15 protein-coding genes and 2 tRNA genes are annotated in these 19,195 nt (G+C 61.8%); 10 read left to right on the top strand and 7 right to left on the bottom strand.

The window, feature by feature from the left end:
• Positions 1 to 125 precede the first annotated feature (125 nt).
• Both glnA and ACH79_RS34530 read right to left on the bottom strand, forming a co-directional pair.
• Complete coding sequence (glnA, locus tag ACH79_RS34535; RefSeq protein ID WP_057858562.1) at positions 126 to 1,535, bottom strand: type I glutamate--ammonia ligase; 1,410 nt, start codon at positions 1,533 to 1,535, stop codon at positions 126 to 128.
• Between the two features lie 150 nt (positions 1,536 to 1,685).
• Complete coding sequence (locus ACH79_RS34530; protein ID WP_027537227.1) at positions 1,686 to 2,024, bottom strand: P-II family nitrogen regulator; 339 nt, start codon at positions 2,022 to 2,024, stop codon at positions 1,686 to 1,688.
• Positions 2,025 to 2,391: 367 nt separating this feature from the next.
• Between ACH79_RS34530 and ACH79_RS34525 the strand changes: the two genes are divergently transcribed.
• On the top strand, positions 2,392 to 3,891 hold the full coding sequence (locus ACH79_RS34525; protein WP_161854935.1) for an NAD(P)H-hydrate dehydratase: 1,500 nt from the start codon (positions 2,392 to 2,394) through the stop codon (positions 3,889 to 3,891).
• 88 nt (positions 3,892 to 3,979) lie between these two features.
• Here the strand turns inward: ACH79_RS34525 and ACH79_RS34520 are convergent, their stop codons facing one another.
• Both ACH79_RS34520 and ACH79_RS34515 read right to left on the bottom strand, forming a co-directional pair.
• Positions 3,980 to 5,065, bottom strand: coding sequence for an enolase C-terminal domain-like protein (locus ACH79_RS34520; protein WP_161854934.1), 1,086 nt, complete (start codon positions 5,063 to 5,065; stop codon positions 3,980 to 3,982).
• Between the two features lie 10 nt (positions 5,066 to 5,075).
• Complete coding sequence (locus tag ACH79_RS34515) at positions 5,076 to 6,167, bottom strand: multicopper oxidase family protein (protein WP_246738245.1); 1,092 nt, start codon at positions 6,165 to 6,167, stop codon at positions 5,076 to 5,078.
• 349 nt (positions 6,168 to 6,516) lie between these two features.
• Here ACH79_RS34515 and ACH79_RS34510 point away from each other — a divergent pair.
• The 8 genes from ACH79_RS34510 (at position 6,517) to ACH79_RS34475 (ending at position 15,409) form a co-directional block, all read left to right on the top strand.
• Positions 6,517 to 6,601, top strand: a tRNA-Leu gene (locus tag ACH79_RS34510).
• 166 nt (positions 6,602 to 6,767) lie between these two features.
• Positions 6,768 to 8,126 (top strand): trigger factor, encoded by a 1,359-nt coding sequence (gene tig, locus ACH79_RS34505; protein ID WP_161854932.1) that lies wholly within the window; start codon positions 6,768 to 6,770, stop codon positions 8,124 to 8,126.
• Positions 8,127 to 8,434: 308 nt separating this feature from the next.
• On the top strand, positions 8,435 to 9,070 hold the full coding sequence (locus tag ACH79_RS34500) for an ATP-dependent Clp protease proteolytic subunit (protein ID WP_161854931.1): 636 nt from the start codon (positions 8,435 to 8,437) through the stop codon (positions 9,068 to 9,070).
• 430 nt (positions 9,071 to 9,500) lie between these two features.
• Positions 9,501 to 10,775, top strand: a complete 1,275-nt coding sequence (gene clpX, locus ACH79_RS34495; RefSeq protein ID WP_057840487.1) for an ATP-dependent Clp protease ATP-binding subunit ClpX — start codon at positions 9,501 to 9,503, stop codon at positions 10,773 to 10,775.
• 312 nt (positions 10,776 to 11,087) lie between these two features.
• Positions 11,088 to 13,514 (top strand): endopeptidase La, encoded by a 2,427-nt coding sequence (gene lon, locus ACH79_RS34490; protein WP_161854930.1) that lies wholly within the window; start codon positions 11,088 to 11,090, stop codon positions 13,512 to 13,514.
• Positions 13,515 to 13,623: 109 nt separating this feature from the next.
• Complete coding sequence (locus tag ACH79_RS34485) at positions 13,624 to 14,025, top strand: GFA family protein (RefSeq protein WP_161854929.1); 402 nt, start codon at positions 13,624 to 13,626, stop codon at positions 14,023 to 14,025.
• A gap of 373 nt (positions 14,026 to 14,398) precedes the next feature.
• Positions 14,399 to 14,475, top strand: a tRNA-Val gene (locus tag ACH79_RS34480).
• Between the two features lie 778 nt (positions 14,476 to 15,253).
• Positions 15,254 to 15,409: a hypothetical protein gene (locus ACH79_RS34475; RefSeq protein WP_161854928.1), complete on the top strand. Its 156-nt coding sequence runs from the start codon at positions 15,254 to 15,256 to the stop codon at positions 15,407 to 15,409.
• Positions 15,410 to 15,468: 59 nt separating this feature from the next.
• Here ACH79_RS34475 and ACH79_RS34470 read toward each other — a convergent pair whose 3' ends face one another.
• The gene (locus ACH79_RS34470) at positions 15,469 to 16,155 is read right to left on the bottom strand and encodes a hypothetical protein (protein WP_246738244.1); all 687 of its coding nucleotides are present in this window, start codon (positions 16,153 to 16,155) and stop codon (positions 15,469 to 15,471) included.
• A gap of 329 nt (positions 16,156 to 16,484) precedes the next feature.
• On the opposite strand from ACH79_RS34470, the gene ACH79_RS34465 reads away from it, so the two are divergent.
• Entirely contained in the window at positions 16,485 to 17,345 is an 861-nt protein-coding gene (locus ACH79_RS34465) for a class I SAM-dependent methyltransferase (protein ID WP_161854927.1), read from the top strand.
• A 163-nt stretch (positions 17,346 to 17,508) separates the two neighbouring features.
• On the opposite strand, the gene pepT is transcribed toward ACH79_RS34465, so the two are convergent.
• Complete coding sequence (pepT, locus tag ACH79_RS34460; protein WP_161854926.1) at positions 17,509 to 18,768, bottom strand: peptidase T; 1,260 nt, start codon at positions 18,766 to 18,768, stop codon at positions 17,509 to 17,511.
• Positions 18,769 to 18,874: 106 nt separating this feature from the next.
• Positions 18,875 to 19,174: an HU family DNA-binding protein gene (locus ACH79_RS34455; RefSeq protein ID WP_057844275.1), complete on the bottom strand. Its 300-nt coding sequence runs from the start codon at positions 19,172 to 19,174 to the stop codon at positions 18,875 to 18,877.
• Between the last annotated feature and the right edge of the window lie 21 nt (positions 19,175 to 19,195).

Genomic DNA, 19,195 nt, shown 5'->3' with positions numbered 1-19,195 from the left:
TCGCTGAGGTATGGCGCGTACGTGGTTGGTCGTTGCAGTCACGCCGCCCTCAAAACAAAAGGCGCCCCATACGGAGCGCCTTTCGCATTTCTCGGGCAGTGAGACCGGCGGGGATCCGCCGAGCCTTACAGCGAATAATACATGTCGAACTCGACCGGGTGCGGGGTCATCTCGAAGCGTTCGACCTCGGTCATCTTCAGCTCGATGAAGCTGTCGATGAAGTCGTCGTCGAACACGCCGCCGTTCTTCAGAAACGCGCGGTCCTTGTCGAGGTTTTCCAGCGCCTCGCGCAAGCTACCGCACACGGTGGGGATCTGCTTCAGCTCCTCCTTCGGCAGATCGTAGAGGTCCTTGTCCATCGCCGGGCCCGGATCGATCTTGTTCTTGATGCCGTCGAGGCCGGCCATCAGCATCGCGGCGAAGCCGAGATAGGGGTTGGCCATCGGGTCGGGGAAGCGGACTTCGACGCGTTTAGCCTTCGGGTTCGCCGTGTAGGGAATGCGGCAGGAGGCCGAGCGGTTGCGCGCGGAGTAGGCGAGCAGCACGGGGGCTTCGTAGCCCGGGACCAGGCGCTTGTAGGAGTTGGTCGACGGGTTGGTGAAGGCGTTGATCGCCTTGGCGTGCTTGATGATGCCGCCGATGTAGTGGAGGCAGGTTTCCGAGAGGTCGGCGTATTTGTTGCCGGCGAATACCGGCTTGCCGCCCTTCCAGATCGACTGGTGGCAGTGCATGCCCGAGCCGTTGTCGCCGTAGACCGGCTTCGGCATGAAGGTGGCGGTCTTGCCGTAGATGTGGGCTACCTGGTGGATGCAGTATTTGTAGATCTGCATCTGGTCGGCCATCAGCGTCATGGTGTCGAACTTCATGCCGAGCTCGTGCTGGGCGGAAGCGACCTCATGGTGATGCTTCTCGACCTTGACGCCCATCTTGGCCATCGCGCCGAGCATTTCCGAGCGCATGTCCTGCACCGAGTCCTGCGGCGGCACCGGGAAATAGCCGCCCTTGGTGCGGATCCGGTGACCGAGATTGCCGCCCTCATATTCGGTGTCCGAATTGGTCGGCAGTTCCGACGAATCCAGCTTGAAGCCGGTGTTGTAGGGGGTGGTCTGGAAGCGAACGTCGTCGAACACGAAGAACTCGGCTTCGGGGCCGAAGAACACGGTGTCGCCGACGCCCATCGACTTCACCATCGCCTCGGCCTTCTTGGCCATGCCGCGCGGGTCGCGGTTGTAGGGCTCGCCGGTGGTCGGCTCGAGCACGTCGCAGATGATGACCATCGTGGTCTCGGCGAAGAACGGGTCGATCGTCGCAGTGACGGGGTCGGGCATCAGGCACATGTCGGATTCGTTGATCGCCTTCCAGCCGGCGATCGAGGAGCCGTCGAACATCTGACCTTCGGCGAAGGTATCCTCTTCGATCATGCTGACGTCGAAGGTGACGTGCTGCCACTTGCCGCGCGGATCGGTGAAGCGCAGGTCGACGTATTTGACGTCGTTGTCCTTGATCGATTTCAGGACGTCTTTGGCGGTCTTCATGAATACCCCTTTTGGCTGCGGGACGGTTTCCAGGAATTGAGCGACAACGAGACTTCGCCGACGATCGGTGGTGGTATCGCGAACGAAATCAGGCCGCCGAAGCAGCCCTTTTCTTGGTTTTTAGTCGCAAAATTCGGGATAGCACCCGGCTCAGATAGCGTCCAGCCCGGATTCTCCGGTTCTGATCCGGATCGCTTCCTCGATATTCGAGACGAAGATTTTGCCGTCGCCGATGCGCCCGGTTTGGGCAGCGCGCCGGATCGCATCGATCGCCTTCTCGACCAGCTCGTCCGAAATCACGATCTCGATTTTCACCTTGGGCAGGAAATCGACGATGTATTCCGCACCGCGATAGAGTTCGGCATGTCCCTTCTGCCGGCCGAAACCCTTGGCCTCGGTGACGGTGATACCCTGCAGTCCGACTTCCTGAAGCGCCTCTTTCACCTCGTCGAGCTTGAATGGCTTGATGATGGCTTCAATCTTCTTCACAGAGCGCCTCCCGGCATTTCCAAATTGCAGATAGTTTCGTTGTCGCGCGAGGCGGCCTGTCTGGTTTGATCCTTGCATCCGGCAACGCCGGAATGCCCATGATTTATCGCATGCTGCGAAGATCCTGAGCTTGGTATCCTAACCGGCTTCCTCAAAAGCAGGGTCTATGCCAAGTTGTTAATGCGGCTGATTTCGGAATGTTATCAGACTATTAACAGGCAAATGGAAGAGGTTGAGCCGGACGCTGCATGATAGCGAAGCTTACAAAATAGGCAAACCGATCAATTCGTATGCAGGTGGGGCGAAGCGGGCCGTGGGGCGTTGCGGGTTATGCCTCCAGAAAAGGCTGACGGATCGAGGATTCGGCATGGAAGTTCTGATTACGACTGAGATGGAACGTGCCGACCGGCTGACGATTGCGGCCGGCACGCCCGGCTTCGCGCTGATGATGAGCGCCGGCCAGGCCGTGGCCGAAGCCGCCATGGATCTGGTCGAGGAGGGGCCGATCGTGGTGGTCGCCGGCCGCGGCAATAATGGCGGCGACGGTTTTGTCGCGGCGGCCGAACTCGCCGCGCGTGGCCGTGATGTCTCCGTCATCCTGCTCTGCGAGCGCGACAGCCTGCAGGGCGACGCGGCGCTCGCTGCACGCGGCTGGAAGTATCCGGTGCTGCCGTTCAACCCGCAGGCGATCGGCAAGCCGGCGCTGATCATCGACGCGCTGTTCGGCGCCGGGCTCAACCGTCCCGTCAAGGGCGATCCGCTCGAGATGATCGAGGCGATCAACGCCAACGGCGCGCCCGTGCTCGCCGTCGACCTGCCGAGCGGCATCAACGGCACGAGTGGCGCGGTGATGGGGGCTGCGATCAACGCCGTGGAGACCGTGACCTTCTTCCGGCGCAAGCCGGCGCATCTGCTGATGCCCGGTCGCAAGCATTGCGGTCGCGTGCGCGTCGCCGAGATCGGCATCGAGGCGCATGTGCTCGAGGAGATCCGGCCGCAGACATTCGAGAACGTTCCGCAGAGCTGGCAAAAATCCTTCCCCGTGCCCGATATCGACGGTCACAAATATGCCCGCGGCCATGCGGTCGTGCTGTCGGGCGAACTGGCGTCGACCGGCGCGGCGAGGCTCGCGGCACGTGGGGCGCTGCGGGCAGGGGCGGGGCTCGTCACCGTGGCGTCGCCCCGTGATGCGCTGGCCGTCAATGCCGCGGCGCTGACGGCGGTGATGGTCCGCGCGGTCGACAACGTCATCCAATTTGCCGAACTGCTCGACGACAGGCGGCTCAATGCCGTGGTGATCGGCCCGGGCGCCGGCGTTAGCGAGCGCACGCGCGATCTGGTCCATACCGCGCTGTCGGCGAAACGCGGCTTGGTGCTCGACGCAGACGCGCTGACGAGCTTTGCCGAAGCGCCCGAGCGGCTGTTTGAGCAGATCAGGGCCAGCGCGGATCCACAGGTCGTGCTGACCCCGCATGAAGGCGAGTTTCCGCGCCTGTTCAGCGATATCAGCAACAAGCATCCCGGCCGCTCCAAGCTCGAACGCGTGCGCGATGCCGCCGAACGCTGCGGCGCCGTGGTGCTGCTGAAGGGGCCGGACACGGTGGTGGCCTCGCCCGACGGCCGCGCCAGCATCGCTTCCAACGCGCCGCCCTGGCTCGCGACGGCAGGTGCGGGCGATGTGCTGGCCGGCATGATCGCAGGAATGCTGGCGCAAGGCGTGCCGGCCTATGAGGCCGCCAGCATCGGCGTCTGGTTGCATGGCGAAGCCGCGGGCGAAGCGGGGCCGGGGCTGATTGCGGAAGACCTGCCGGAAGTGCTGCCCGCCGTGTTCCGCCGGCTCTATGACGAGTTCGGGATTGAGTATTAATTTGGTTTTGTCGGATGGGTAGAGCGTAGCGAAACCCATCAATTCCGGCGCGCGGACAGATGATGGGTATCGCTTCGCTCCACCCATCCTACGTGATCAGATATTTCGCCACCGCCGTCTCATCCCATTCCAGCCCGAGCCCCGGGCCTCGCGCGGTGACCGTGCCATCGACGATCCTGGCCGGGTGGGCGAGGATCACGCTGGCAAAATCCAGAAATTCGAGCCAGTGCGCGGTCGGCGTCACCGCCAGCATGTGGGCACTGGCTTCGGCGAAGAGGTGGCTCGACATCGGGATGTTGGCAGCTTCGGCTTGGGCTGCGACCTGCAGCCAGCCCGTGACGCCGCCGCACTTCATCAGATCGGGCATGATGAAGTCGCTGGCCCCTAGCTCGATCGCTTCGGCAAAACCGCGCGGGAACCACCAGTTCTCGCCGGCCTGAATCGGCGTCGGCGACATCTCGCGCACCTTGGCATGGCCGGACAGATTTTCCTGCGGCACCGGCTCTTCGATCCAGTGCAAATCGTAGGGCTCGAGGCGGGCGATGCGGCGCGCGGCTTCCGCGGGATCGAGCGACTGGTTGAAGTCGATCATCAGCGCGACGTCGGGGCCGATCAGCGTGCGCACGCCCTTGACGACGCGTTCGTCATTGGCGGCATCGCCGTCGCCGCCCTTGATCTTGATGCCGCGAAAACCCTGTTCGAGCGAATGGCGCAGCGCGCGTTCGTCGGCGACCGGATCGACCACGCCATAGCTGTCATAGGCTTTGATCGGTTTTGGCGAACCGCCGAGCAGTTCAACCACCGTTTTGCCCGCCAACTGGCCGAGTGCGTCCCAATAGGCCATATCGAGGCCTGATACCGCCATGCCGACGAGGCCCTGCCAGCCGAGCAGGCGGAATTTGGCGTCCATCGCCTTCATCAGGTCGTAGGGCGCGACCGGTTTGCCAACGAGCTCGCGGCCGATCTCCTCGATCAGATGCACCAGCGGCTTCAGCGTCAGTTTTGCGTAGGCAAAAATGTAGGAGCGGCCGGTGACGCCCTGATCGGTCTCGACGTCGATCAGGACCAGCGGTCCGACATCGATCACGCCAAAGGCGTTCTTCACGGGGCGCGCGAGCGGCACGACGAGAGCGCGCGCCTTGACGCTGCGGATGGCGGGAACGGGTTTGCTCATGGTCGTTTCCTCACGCGACACTGTACCACCGCAACATCCGGGTCGCAGACCAGTCGGTCGCGACCGATTCAATCAGGTAGCCCCCCGGATGTTCGGCAAGGAAGGCGATGCGTTGGGTCTGGCCGGGTTCAATGGCTAGCGTATCCAGCCAGAACGGCTTCCAGCCGTCATCAAGCCGGTCGAGCAGGCGGAAGTGATGGCCGTGCAGGTGGAACACATGGGCCACCGAGGCGCGGTTGGTCAGGGCCAGCACCACGGGCCGACCCAGCTTGGCCTGGAAAGCAGGGGGCTTTCCGGTAAAAAAGCCGAGGAGATCGGGTTCGCCCACCGGGATCTCGAAACGAAGCGCGTTTTTCAGATCAATTTTGGCCGGTAGTCCATTGGACGGCAACGGAGGGGCGGGAGGCAAGGGCTCGTTTCGGACCGGTGGCTCCGCGGCGAGCGCTAGCTTGCCGATGACGCGGGCTTCCTTGCCGTCGTGCAGGAGGATCGACGATGGCGCGGTCGCATCGACAAAAGCATCGAGCCGACCGCCCGGTGGCAGCACCACCGCGCCATTTCGGGCCGGGAATGGCTCGGCCGGCTGCCCGTCGATGGCCATCACCCGCAGCTCGACGGCGTCGAGTTTGATCGCAATCACCGTCCGCTGCGAGCCGTTGATGAAGCGGAGTCTCAGCCGCTGGTGCTTATTGACTGAAATGTCGAACGAGGACTTTCCGTTAACTGTATAGATTGACGTGATTTTTTCTGATTCGGCGCCCGGAGGAATGGCGCTGCCGTCAGCGCGGAGGCGCCACTCTTCGATCAGCAGAACTTGGTCGCCATCTACGGCAACCGCCTCGGGTTCGGCGATAATCACAGGCAGGGCCCGGCTCGGCGGGGTTGGCGCACCGCCGAAAGAGATCAGCTCGCAGGCGAAGGTTCCGGCATGGCGGGCATCCAGTTTGAATGTGGCCGATCGACCGCTCGGCACGATCGAGTCCTTGGGCAGGATTGGCTCCAGCGCTGGCGCGGCATCGATACCGCGCCAGTTGAGGTAGACCCCTCCAGGAAGGTCGTTTCGGACCTCAACGTCCGCGGATTGGCCGCGCTTGAACTGCAACGGCGCTTCTCCGAGTGACCATACCTCAGTCGTAGGGCCGTCCGGGCGCAGGCGCAGACTGCTCACATGGGCTGGAATCGCGACCCTCGCGCGGCTTTGGGCGTGGCCCACAGCCGGCCACGCTTGGCCGAGAGCTAGTCCGCCCAAACCAGCCATCAGCTTGCGTCGATCGAGCGTTGATTTAGGGCTTGCCATGCGCCCGATCCGGACCATTTTCTTGTCTATCTGTCCAGCTGTGACGCCTTGCCCCGGCGGTGTCAAAAAGGGCCATTTTTTTGCTGCGGAGGTGTAGGCTCATGTTATAAGCCCGCCGCCCGCGGCATCGCGGCCGGGTATGGATGCTTTTCACGCGGGCGTGGCGGAACTGGTAGACGCGCTGGATTTAGGTTCCAGTGACGAAAGTTGTGGGGGTTCGAGTCCCTCCGCCCGCACCAAGCGCTCTATCCAAGCGTTTGCATGACGAATACTGGAGGGTCCGCTCCCCGCTGGGGGAGCCAAGGCCCGCCGAACCACCGGCGTCAGGCTTGCCAAGCCACGCCTCGAACATTTGAACACTGCCGGGCCGCTCTGGCCCGGCGCAAGCGGAAGAAGATTGACGCCATGCAGGTCACCGAAACCCTCGCCGAGGGATTGAAGCACGAGTTCAAGGTCAGCGTTCCCGCATCGGATCTCGATGCCAAGGCGGATGCCAAGCTGGTCGACCTCAAGGACAAGGTGCGCATCAATGGCTTCCGTCCCGGCAAGGTGCCGGTGAGCCACCTGAAGAAGGTGTATGGCCGCTCGGTAATGGCCGAGACTATCGACCAGACCATCCGCGACACCAACACGCAGATCTTCACCGACCGCGGCTTCCGTCTCGCGACCGAGCCGAAGATCACCATGCCGACCGAGACCAAAGAGGTCGAGGAGCTGCTCGCCGGCAAGACCGATCTGACCTACACGGTGGCGATCGAGGTGGTGCCGACGATCCAGCTCGCCGATTTCAAAACCTTCTCGGTGGAGAAGCCGGTGGTCGAAGTCACCGACGCCGAGGTCGATGAAGCGATCAAGCGCATCGCCGACAACAACCGTCCCTATGCCGCGAAGGCCGACGGCGCCACGGCCGAGAACGGTGATCGCGTCACTATCAGCTTCAAGGGCTCCATCAACGGCGAACTGTTCGACGGCGGCACCGGCGAGGGCATCCCGGTCGTGATCGGCGCCGGCCAGTTCATTCCGGGCTTTGAGGAGCAACTCGTCGGCATCGGCGCGGGCGAGACCCGTACCCTGAAGGTGTCATTCCCGAAGAACTACGCCAGCGAGAAACTCGCCGGCCAGCCGGCCGAGTTCGAGACTACGGCAACCCTGATCGAGGCCCCGGGTGAGACCAAGATCGACGACGAGTTCGCAAAGTCGCTTGGCCTGGAATCGCTCGACAAGCTGAAGGAAGCCGCGCGCGAACGTCTGGTCGCCGAGTTCGCCGGCGCGACGCGCCAGCGCGTCAAGCGCGCGCTGCTCGATCGTCTCGACGACAGCCACAAATTCGAGGCGCCGCCGTCGCTGATCGAGGAAGAGTTCAACCTGATGTGGAACTCGATCAAGGCCGAGATGGAATCCTCCGGTAAGACCTTTGCCGACGAGGACACCACCGAAGATGCGGCCAAGGAAGAGTACAAGAAGATCGCCGACCGCCGCGTCCGGCTCGGCCTCGTGCTCTCGGAGATCGGCGAGAAGAACAAGATCACCGTGACCGACGACGAAGTCAGCCGCGCCGTGATCGAGCGGGCGCGTTCGATGCCTGGCCGCGAGAAGGAAGTCTGGGACTACTATCGCAACAATGCCAATGCGCTGGCCCAGCTTCGTGCGCCGATTTATGAAGACAAGGTGGTCGATTTCATCCTCGAACTCGCCAACGTGACCGAGAAGAAGGTCTCGCGCGAGGACCTGTTCAAGGAAGAAGACGAGAAGAGCGCAGCCTGATCGATTCGATCAGGCTGACATTAATGATGAACGGCGAAAGCGCAGCGGCGGGGGCATCCGTCGCTATGAGGTCGCCTGCGAATCAGCTTGAACTCGTTCCATTCGGCTCGCAATTGCCTGGCCTTGTCGCCGGGAAATTGGCTCATATCTGTGAACGGCTCGCTAACGCGAGTTCTGAGTTGAAGTCCTGCATCACGGGACGTTTATCCGCGCGCGACAATCATGCCGATTGGCTTGCCTTGCCGATGGATGTACGCCCCCACCGATCTAACCCTCTACGAACCCTCTTCTAACCCTTGGGGTGACTAATGCGCGATCCCGTTGAAACCTACATGAACCTCGTTCCGATGGTGGTCGAGCAGACCAACCGCGGCGAACGCGCCTACGACATTTTCTCGCGGCTCCTGAAAGAGCGCATCATCTTCGTGACCGGCCCGGTCGAAGACGGCATGTCGACGCTAACAGTCGCGCAGCTTCTGTTCCTCGAGGCGGAAAATCCGAAGAAGGAAATCTCGATGTACATCAACTCGCCCGGCGGCGTGGTGACATCGGGTCTTGCGATCTACGACACCATGCAGTTCATCCGTCCGCCGGTCTCGACGCTGTGCACCGGGCAAGCGGCCTCGATGGGCTCGCTGCTGCTCGCCGCCGGCGAAAAGGACATGCGCTTCTCGCTGCCGAATTCGCGCATCATGGTGCATCAGCCGTCCGGCGGTTTCCAGGGCCAGGCCACCGACATCATGCTGCACGCGCAGGAGATCCTGAATCTCAAGAAGCGCCTCAACGAAATCTACGTGAAGCACACCGGCCAGACCTACAAGGCGATCGAGGATGCGCTGGAGCGCGACAAATTCCTGACCGCTGAGATGGCCCGCGACTTCGGTATCGTCGACAAGGTGATCGACAGGCGTCCCGAAGAGGCGACGCCTGTGAAAGTCCCGTAAGGTAACGGGTATCGACACCCCGCATTGACCTTAACGGTTGGTTGAATCGGCAAATATGGCCGAAAGCTGCGCGCCTGTGCGCTGCACAGGCCGAAAGTTCCGCTTTCGTGCCGGTTTTGCGGCGTGGCACAAGCGCAACGCTCAGTCGATTTTGTCAACTTCTCCCCGTGCGAATGCCACAAATCACGGTATTGTCACGGGTAGCCATTCCGGCCCCGATTAGCGAATTCTTGATAGTCGGGTGTCAGCATGGTTGGCTGTGTGGACTGGGTTAAGATCGCGGGGGATTCTAGAGCCGTGATTCGCAGCACGGTGCGTAATTGAGTTAGGGTCTTTTCTGGTACGGAATTTGCTCTATCTACCTTCAGGTCCGGTGACGTGCCGGAATGGGTCGATCGGGTAACGGATCGAACGGCGGACGGAGACAGGAATGAGTAAGGTTGGCACGAGCGACTCCAAGAACACGCTGTATTGCTCGTTCTGTGGAAAGAGCCAGCACGAAGTCCGCAAACTCATCGCGGGTCCCACCGTATTCATCTGCGACGAGTGCGTCGAGCTCTGCATGGACATCATCCGCGAGGAGAACAAGTCCTCGCTCGTGAAGTCGCGCGACGGGATTCCGACGCCGAAGGAAATCTGCAAGGTGCTGGACGATTACGTGATCGGCCAGAGCCATGCCAAGAAGGTGCTCTCGGTTGCCGTTCACAACCACTACAAGCGCCTCAATCACCAGACCAAGCACAACGACGTCGAACTGGCGAAGTCGAACATCCTGCTGATCGGTCCGACCGGTTCGGGCAAGACGCTGCTGGCGCAGACGCTGGCGCGCATTCTCGATGTGCCGTTCACGATGGCGGATGCGACGACGCTGACCGAAGCCGGCTATGTCGGCGAGGACGTCGAGAACATCATCCTGAAGCTGTTGCAGTCGGCCGACTACAATGTCGAGCGCGCGCAGCGCGGCATCGTCTATATCGACGAAATTGACAAGATCAGCCGCAAGTCGGACAACCCGTCGATCACCCGCGACGTGTCGGGCGAGGGCGTGCAGCAGGCGCTGTTGAAGATCATGGAAGGCACAGTCGCCTCCGTGCCTCCGCAGGGCGGCCGCAAGCATCCGCAGCAAGAGTTCCTGCAGGTCGACACCACCAACATCCTGTTCATCTGCGGCGGCGCCTTCTCAGGCCTTGAGAAGATCATCTCCGCGCGGGGACGTTCGACCTCGATCGGTTTCGCCGCCCAGGTGCTGGCGCCCGAAGACCGCCGCACCGGCGAAATCTTCCGCCACGTCGAGCCGGAAGATCTCCTGAAGTACGGCCTGATCCCGGAATTCGTCGGCCGCTTGCCGGTGGTCGCGACGCTGGAGGATCTCGACGAGAATTCGCTGAAGAAGATCCTGGTCGAACCGAAGAACGCGCTGGTGAAACAATACCAGCGGCTGTTCGAGATGGAGAACATCGAGCTCACCTTCGCCGACGAGGCGCTTGGCGCGGTCGCCCGCAAGGCGATCGAACGCAAGACCGGTGCACGCGGACTGCGTTCCATTCTCGAGGCCATCCTGCTCGAGACCATGTTCGATCTGCCGGGTCTGGAAGGCGTCGAAGAGGTCGTGATCTCGCGCGAAGTGGTCGAGGGAACTGCCCGTCCGCTCTACATCTATGCGGACCGTTCGGACCGGGCCGTCGAGAGCAGCGCCAGCGCCTGATCGCGCTCGCCATACCTCGGTTGTACTACCCCAATAAGGACGGCTGCCGGAGATTCCGGCGGCCACAGTGGCGTAAGCGTTTTTCGCGCGTTTGAGCCGCAATTTGCGGTGATTTTCCGTGACTTGACACCCCCATACCCGATAGCCACCTAATGCTCGTGGTGGCGGAAATCACGTTCGAGATTCGTCGCAAAATCATCCGGTAAGAGACGGCAGCAAGGGCGGCCGGCGAGCCGGAAATCCCGGCACCTTGTGGCGGTTGCGCAAGCTACGCGGACTGCGTGCAAGGGGGCAAAACAGAAGGAATAGGCCATGACGACCCCAAAAACCCGGCCAACCATCGTTCTCGGCGAAAGCCATTCGTATCCGGTGCTGCCGCTTCGCGACATCGTCGTTTTTCCGCACATGATCGTGCCGCTGTTCGTCGGCCGCGAGAAATCGATCCGCGCCCTCGAAGAGGTGATGAAGAACGACGCGCTGATCCTGCTCGCGACGCAGAAGAACGCGTCCGACGATGATCCGAGCCCGGAATCGATCTACGAGGTCGGTACGCTTGCCAGCGTGCTGCAGCTCCTGAAACTGCCCGACGGTACCGTGAAGGTGCTGGTCGAGGGTCTCGAGCGCGCGCGCGTGCAGAAATATTCCGACCGCACTGAATATTACGAAGCGACCGCGATCGCGCTCGCCGACACCGACGCCAACTCGGTTGAAGCCGAGGCTCTGGCGCGGTCGGTCGTGTCCGATTTCGAAAGCTATGTGAAGCTGAACAAGAAGATCTCCGCCGAAGTCGTCGGCGTGGTTCAGGCGATCACTGACTTCGCCAAGCTCAGCGACCAGGTCGCGCAGCATCTGGCCGTCAAGATCGCCGATCGCCAGGGCATCCTGGAGACGTTGTCCGTCACGCAGCGCCTGGAGAAGGTGCTGGGCCTGATGGAGAGCGAAATCTCGGTGCTGCAGGTCGAGAAGCGCATCCGCTCGCGCGTCAAGCGCCAGATGGAGAAGACCCAGCGCGAGTATTACCTGAACGAGCAGATGAAGGCGATCCAGAAGGAACTCGGCGACGACGAAGGTCGCGACGAGCTCGCCGATCTGGAAGAGAAGATTGCCAAGACCAAGCTTTCCAAGGAAGCGCGGGAGAAGGCGCAGCACGAACTGAAGAAGCTGCGCCAGATGTCGCCGATGTCCGCGGAAGCAACCGTCGTGCGCAACTATCTCGACTGGCTGCTGTCGATTCCGTGGAACAAGAAGTCCAAGGTCAAGAAGGACCTCGAGCAGGCGCAGGCCGTGCTGGACTCCGATCACTACGGACTGGAGAAGGTCAAGGACCGCATCGTCGAGTATCTCGCGGTGCAGTCGCGCGCCAACAAGCTGACCGGACCGATCCTGTGTCTCGTCGGGCCTCCCGGCGTCGGCAAGACCTCGCTCGGTAAGTCGATCGCGAAGGCGACGGGCCGCGAATTTGTGCGCGTCTCGCTCGGCGGCGTGCGCGATGAAGCCGAAATCCGCGGTCACCGCCGCACCTATATCGGCTCGATGCCCGGCAAGATCATCCAGTCGATGCGCAAGGCGAAGACCTCGAATCCGCTGTTCCTGCTGGACGAGATCGACAAGATGGGCGCCGATTTCCGCGGCGATCCGTCGTCGGCGCTGCTTGAGGTTTTGGACCCCGAGCAGAACTCGACCTTCAACGACCACTATCTGGAGGTCGACTACGATCTGTCGAACGTCATGTTCATCACGACCGCGAATACGCTGAATATTCCCGGGCCCCTGATGGACCGCATGGAGATCATCCGGATCGCCGGCTACACCGAGAACGAGAAGGTCGAGATCGCGCGCAAGCACCTGATCCCGAACGCCATCTCCAAGCATGGCCTCGATTCCAAGGAATGGTCGATCGACGACGAGGCATTGCTGTTGATGATCCGCCGCTACACCCGCGAAGCGGGCGTGCGTAACCTGGAGCGTGAGCTCTCCACACTCGCCCGCAAGGCGGTGAAGGAGCTGATGATCTCCAAGAAGAAGTCGGTCAAGGTCACCGAGAAGACTCTCGAAGACTTCCTCGGCGTGCCGAAGTACCGCTTCGGCGAGATCGACAGCGAGCCGCAGGTCGGTATCGTCACCGGCCTGGCCTGGACCGATGTCGGCGGCGAGCTGCTGACCATCGAAGGCGTCTTGATGCCCGGCAAGGGCAAGATGACGGTTACGGGCAATCTGCGCGACGTGATGAAGGAATCGATCTCGGCGGCGGCGTCCTACGTCCGCTCGCGGGCGATCAACTACGGCGTCGAGCCGCCGCTGTTCGATAAGCGCGACATTCACGTCCACGTGCCGGAGGGCGCAACCCCGAAGGACGGACCGTCGGCGGGTGTGGCGATGGCCACCGCGATCATCTCGGTCATGACCGGCATTCCGGTCCGCCACGATGTCGCGATGACCGGCGAAATCACGCTGCGCGGCCGCGTGCTGCCGATCGGCGGTCTGAAGGAGAAGCTGCTGGCTGCGGCCCGCGGCGGCATCAAGACGGTGCTGATCCCCGAGGACAACGCCAAGGATCTCACGGAGATTTCCGATGCGATCAAGGGCGGCATGGACATCATCCCGGTCGCGAGGCTGGATGAGGTGGTCGCCAAGGCACTGGTCCGCACGCCCACGCCGATCGTGTGGGAAGAGGATGCCAAGGTGGTCGCGAAGCCCGACGCAGGCGATGAAGCCGGCGGCGGCCTGACCGCCCACTAAGCCGATCCGTCACGATATGATAAAACGGCGCCTTCGGGCGCCGTTTTTGTTTGTGCGGAGCGGAGGACCTCGGTTTGAACCTCGGCCCGGCGGATGGAGTTGATGAGGGATGGAAATTGACGGGCAATGCCATTGCGGGCGGGTGACCTATCGGGCCGAGATCGATCCTGCGAAAGTATCGATCTGTCACTGCACCGATTGCCAGAACCTGACGGGCTCGCCGTATCGGGTGACGGTGATCTGTTCTGCCGACCAGGTTCGAATGACGGGCGCGCCAGCAAAAGTCTATCCGAAAAGAGGTGACAACGGCCGGACGCGCTTTCAGCACTTCTGCAGCGAATGCGGCTCGCCGTTGTTTACCAGCGGCGAGGGTGGGGCCGATGATTGGGGCATCCGCTGGGGCAGCATCCGCCAGCGCGATCAGCTAAAGCCAGCACGGCAAATCTGGTGCCGCTCGGCGGCTCCCTGGATCAACGATATCGGGGGATTGCCGGCGCGCGAGACCGACTAAACTCAGTCCATCGCGCGTGACACGCGCCGCAGCAGTGACGGGTTGACCGTGATCAGAACGACGTGAAAGCCCTCGACCGTGCCGCCGATCGGCCACACCGCCATGAGGATCGTCGCGTCGCCAAGATATTGGTGAGGCCGGTAATAGGCCCGGAGGCCGGTGGCGGCAGCGGGCGGCTTTCAGGCATCGCCGGGTTGTCCGAGAGCACACCGGTGCGGCCCCAGCCGCGCTGGTCCAGCAAGCGGTCGAAAAGGTTTCAAGATCTCGCCGTATGGCAGGCATTTTCGCGGCAATTGGCCGGTTTCGGGCCATTTGTCGTCGCCGGCCTCGCTTGCGTTCATGCCGTGCGGGGCGGTAGATAGGGGCGGTTCAAGGGCGGCTAGCTCAGCTGGTTAGAGCATCTCGTTTACACCGAGAGGGTCGGGAGTTCGAATCTCTCGCCGCCTACCAGCCTTCGCGCTGACGTGCTACGGCGCGGCAAGCCAGCCCTCTCGTAAGCGCGAAGGCTATCGCGCCGAAGCTCGAAGAGCGAAGGCGGACTTGTTCGAGTTGAACCCCATCCTCCGATCGCAAGGAAACGAACGCGCATTGGTCGCTGCCGCCAGCCACGATCAACACGCCGGCGAGATCATAAACTGGAATGGTCGGCGGACCAGCGCGCGGGGTGACGCCGAGCGAATGCCGGACCACCCCGCGACTGAGGTTTAGCGACCTCTACAGCTGACCTCTACAAGTCTCGCGATACCGACGGCAGTTTCCTTCGCCTCGTTCACCTAACGCATCCTTGTTGAGGCAAGCAGATCTCAATTCGGCGCACACATCCCTGCGAACTGGTCGCCCGCAGGCCTCCCGATATCTGCGGCAATTTCCTTCGCCCCGCTCTCCCAGCGCGTCCTTGTTTTCGCAGGCAAGCCTTAGTTGCTCGCAACGCCCACCTCCTCGATCTACTCGGACGCCTCCCGGTCCGATCTCAATGGATTGAGAAAAGGCCGAAATCGGAATTACAAAAAGAGCGGCTGCCGCCGCGGCGCCAAATGCATATTTGCGCATCCCATTCATCTTGATCCCTCCAGTTGCTTGTGCCGGACAATTGTCTTGCGCAATAGACCACGCGAAAAGCGGGATATCGTTCCGAACGAAGTGCACGAAAGTGTACTTATGACGCTATTTCTCTGCGTAGATGAACGAACGTAGTGGCATCACGGCAAAGATGCGGCAGTGATACGGCGTGAACGGTCTGGCACAGCCGCAACGGACGTTCGAAATCGATGAAGAAGCGCGCAAATGGACGCTGATGCCTGGCGAGCGCGTCATCGATGTCGGCTGCGGCAGTGGCGCGGCGTTTGCTCCGCGCAGGGCGAAGGCTGTCACGCCGAAGCTCTGAGAGCGAAGGCGGACTGTCCAGGCGCGAGACCGAAGTCCCGCGCCTCGCTCTCTTGTTCTTCAGCTTTGTGGGGTTGGCGTGGTAGCCGGGTAACTTAGCGGCGCTCCTCCAAGCGAAACAGGCCCAACTGGTTTAGACTGCCGAACCATCTTTTTGCGCATTGGTCGGGATAGCCGGTTTTGAGCGTTCCTTGCTGAAATGGAGGAAGTTACTTCCGGGGTCATTGCATTCTGCAGCGTGTCGACCTTCGCAATGAGTTTGGAAATCTGAGCAGAGATCTTCTTCACGTCTTCATGCTCATCCGCTATCTGAGCGGATATCTTCTTCACAGCGGTATGCTCATCCACGACGCTCTGTCTTAGAGACGCAAGCGCAATTGAATCTTGCTGAAGAAGAGCTGTGTTTTGTTGCAACAAGAAGTTATTCTCTTGCAACGACGCAACGTGTTGCTGCTGGACCGTCTGAATATCCTTCAAGGCGGCGACAGCCGGATCCGGTATTGGATCGGAAGCTTTCTGGTGCGGAAGCAGTTCGGCCAAACTGCTGATATCAGGCAGAGCAAAGCCGCTGATATCAGGCAGAGCAAAGTCGGAAGGCGACAGTGTGTAGACGGCCGCAGTACTGTTTATTCCAATGGCGAGCACCGCCAGCGCCAGGATGGATTTCCTGCTCGATTTTTTGCTCGGTGCCGTAGATTCGGGCTGTTCGGTTTGGCTCTGCTTTTCCGATGTCTCTGTCACGCGCATTACTCGCAAATGAGTGAACAAAAAAGGAGCCGTCGCCGGATGGTCCGTCGCGACGGCTCCTCTACGCGGCACCCAACTACAACTGCCTGAGATTATAGGGTGACGAGATTAATTCCGCGTTACGCATCAGTCGTCCGGCATGAGTCGCGAGCCGCTGCCGGCTGCGCCTTCCATTTTGTGATCGGCGCGGCACTCACGCAATGCCGTGCTCGTCTGTGTTGCGGTATTTTCAATCGCAAGGCGGGTGCGCTAGGATCGTTATATTGGAGCCCGTGAAAACGAAACTGTCGAGGTTCGGTCCCTCGACGCTAGGTGGAGCTGCGTCGCAGATGAACATCCCGCAACCCCACGATCAAAACGCCGACCAGGTCGCTTACTGGAACGGGCCGGCCGGCCAGCGCTGGGCGGATCGTCAGGCGGCGCAGGACGTGCTGCTCAGGCCGGTCGCCGACCTCGTCGTCGATCGGGCGAAGCTGAAGCCCGGCGAGCGCGTGATCGATGTCGGGTGTGGGAGCGGCGCCACGGCGATTGCGTTTGCGCTGGAAGTTGCGCCATCGGGGCGAGTGCTGGGCATCGACGTATCCGGCCCCATGCTCGAGCGGGCGCGGCAGGCTGCGCCCAAAGACTTGCCGATCGATTTCGTTCTGGCTGACGCGACCGTCCATCCGTTTGAGCCGGCGAGCTTCGATGTGCTGGCCTCGCGGTTTGGCGTGATGTTCTTTGCCGATCCAGCGCTGTCGTTTGCCAACATGCGAAAGGCGCTGAAGCCATCGGGCCGGCTGGCGTTCGCGTGCTGGCGCGAGCCGCGCGAAAATCCGTTTTTCATGGCGCCGCTGATGGCGGCTTATAAGCACGTGCCGAAACTGCCGCAGTTGGGGCCGGAAGATCCCGGGCCGTTTGCGTTCGCCGCCGAGGCGCGGGTGCGCCGTATCCTGGGCGAGGCTGGATTTGCGGGAGTGGAGATGGAAGCGTGTCCGCTCTTGCTCGACGCTGCTATCGGCCGCGGCCTCGACCGCGCGGTGCAGGGCGCGCTGGAGATCGGCCCGGTGAGCCGGGCGCTGGAGGGACAGCCGGAGCATCTGCGCGTTGCCGCCGCGGCTTCCATCCGCGAAGCGCTGGTGCCGTTTGTGAAGGGCGATGCCGTGCTGCTGCCGGCGTCGGTGTGGATCGTGACGGCAAGGGCGTCGTAGCTGGAGCGCGCTGCGCGCCACGCGGTTATTGCGAGCGAAGCGAAGCAATCCATAGCGCGGCATAACGGATAGATGGATTGCTTTGTCGCGGAGCCTGTCATCGGGCGCGCATTCGCGCGACCCGTTGGCTCCCCGCAATGACGCGGAGAGAGCGGAGCGACGATTACTTGGCCCGTTCTTCCCAAATCATGGCCAGATGCACAATCGTCTCCGCCGCCTTTTCCATGTCCTGGCGGCTCACCCATTCGAGCCGCGAGTGGAAGGCGTGTTCGCCCGCAAAGATGTTGGGGCAGGGCAGGCCCATGAACGACAACCGCGAGCCGTCGGTGCCGCCGCGGATCGAGCTTCGCACCGGATTTAGCCCGGCGCGCCTGATCGCCTCGATGGCGTAGTCGACGGTCTCCGGATGGCGGTCGATCACCTGCTTCATGTTGCGGTATTGCTGCTTGATCTCCATCCGGTAGGTCGAGCGCGGATAATCCTTCATCACGTCCTTGACGATGCCTTCGAGCAGGGCTTCCTTTTCCTTCAGGCCCTCGTCGGTGAAATCGCGAACGATGAAGCCGATGGTGGCTTTCTCCAGCTGCCCGGAAATGCCGATCGGATGCAAAAAGCCTTCCTTGCCCTCGGTCGTCTCCGGCGAGCAGGTGTCCTTGGGCAGGCGGTCGATGATGGCGGCGGCGATCTTCATCGCGTGCTCCATCTTGCCCTTGGCGAAACCCGGATGGGTCGAGACGCCCTCGATGGTGATGGTGGCGCCGTCGGCGGAAAAGGTTTCGTCCTCGATATTCCCTGCGGTTTCGCCGTCCATCGTATAGGCGAAGTCGGCGCCTAACTTTTTCAGGTCGACCTTGTCGACACCGCGGCCGATCTCTTCATCGGGCGTGAACAGGATCTTGATGGTGCCGTGCTTGATTTGCGGATTCTCGATCAGGAACCGCGCCGCATCCATGATCTCGGCAAGGCCGGCCTTGTTGTCGGCGCCCAACAAGGTCGTGCCGTCAGTGGTGATGATGTCATGGCCGACCTGGTCGGCGAGCGCCGGATGATCGGCGGCGCGGATCACCTGCGTGGAATCGGCCGGCAGCACGATGTCGCCGCCGCGATAATTCTTCACGATCTGCGGCTTGACGTTGGCGCCGGTGCAGTCCGGCGACGTGTCCATGTGCGAGCAGAAACAGATCACCGGGACCTTTTTGTCGGTATTGGCCGGGATGGTCGCGTAGACATAGCCGTGCTCGTCGAGATGGGCATCCTTGAGCCCCAACGCCTGCAACTCGGACGCCAGCAGGCGGCCCAGATTCTTCTGCTTCTCGGTGGAAGGGCAGGTCGGCGAATTTGGATCGGACTGGGTGTCGATCACGACATAGCGCAGGAAGCGCTCGGTGACATCGTGGGTGAAGGCAAGAGGGGAAGCCGGCATGACGGTCCAAAAAAGATGAGCAACAGGAAGGCTCTATAACAGAAAAGCGCCATTCCGGGTCCCCGCCGGAATGGCGCTTCTGGTCAGATCGGGGAGGAATTCCGGCCTAGACGGCTTCCTTGAGTTCCTTGGCGGCGCGGAACGCCACCTTCTTGCTGGCCTTGATCTGGATCGGCTCGCCGGTGGCCGGGTTGCGGCCGGTGCGGGCGGCGCGCTTGCGGACCTGGAGGATGCCGAGCCCAACGATCCTGATACGCTCGCCCTTCTTCAGGTGTTTTGTAATTTTGCCGACCATGTCGGTCAGGATCGCCTCGGCGGCCTTCTTCGACAGGTCATGTTCCTCGGCGAGCGCTGCCGCCAGATGCTTGAGTGTGATGGTGGCTGGAGCCGCCGCTTTCTTCGCCATATCTGGCCCTCCTCGTTGGTT

Origin of the sequence: Bradyrhizobium sp. CCBAU 051011 (assembly GCF_009930815.1) — a bacterium.
In the GTDB taxonomy this organism is placed as follows: domain Bacteria; phylum Pseudomonadota; class Alphaproteobacteria; order Rhizobiales; family Xanthobacteraceae; genus Bradyrhizobium.
The sequence above is the reverse complement of the archived record's forward strand: the minus strand, read 5'-3'. Positions and strand labels throughout refer to the sequence as shown.

Excerpts from the sequence above, each read along its gene's own strand:
- pepT (WP_161854926.1), bottom strand. The coding sequence starts at position 18,768 with ATGCCGGCTTCCCCTCTTGCCTTCACCCACGATGTCACCGAGCGCTTC.
- ACH79_RS34525 (WP_161854935.1), top strand. The coding sequence starts at position 2,392 with ATGGAAGTTCTGATTACGACTGAGATGGAACGTGCCGACCGGCTGACG.
- ACH79_RS34465 (WP_161854927.1), top strand. The coding sequence starts at position 16,485 with ATGAACATCCCGCAACCCCACGATCAAAACGCCGACCAGGTCGCTTAC.
- ACH79_RS34470 (WP_246738244.1), bottom strand. The coding sequence starts at position 16,155 with ATGCGCGTGACAGAGACATCGGAAAAGCAGAGCCAAACCGAACAGCCC.
- lon (WP_161854930.1), top strand. The coding sequence starts at position 11,088 with ATGACGACCCCAAAAACCCGGCCAACCATCGTTCTCGGCGAAAGCCAT.
- ACH79_RS34485 (WP_161854929.1), top strand. The coding sequence starts at position 13,624 with ATGGAAATTGACGGGCAATGCCATTGCGGGCGGGTGACCTATCGGGCC.
- ACH79_RS34520 (WP_161854934.1), bottom strand. The coding sequence starts at position 5,065 with ATGAGCAAACCCGTTCCCGCCATCCGCAGCGTCAAGGCGCGCGCTCTC.
- glnA (WP_057858562.1), bottom strand. The coding sequence starts at position 1,535 with ATGAAGACCGCCAAAGACGTCCTGAAATCGATCAAGGACAACGACGTC.
- clpX (WP_057840487.1), top strand. The coding sequence starts at position 9,501 with ATGAGTAAGGTTGGCACGAGCGACTCCAAGAACACGCTGTATTGCTCG.
- tig (WP_161854932.1), top strand. The coding sequence starts at position 6,768 with ATGCAGGTCACCGAAACCCTCGCCGAGGGATTGAAGCACGAGTTCAAG.
- ACH79_RS34455 (WP_057844275.1), bottom strand. The coding sequence starts at position 19,174 with ATGGCGAAGAAAGCGGCGGCTCCAGCCACCATCACACTCAAGCATCTG.
- ACH79_RS34500 (WP_161854931.1), top strand. The coding sequence starts at position 8,435 with ATGCGCGATCCCGTTGAAACCTACATGAACCTCGTTCCGATGGTGGTC.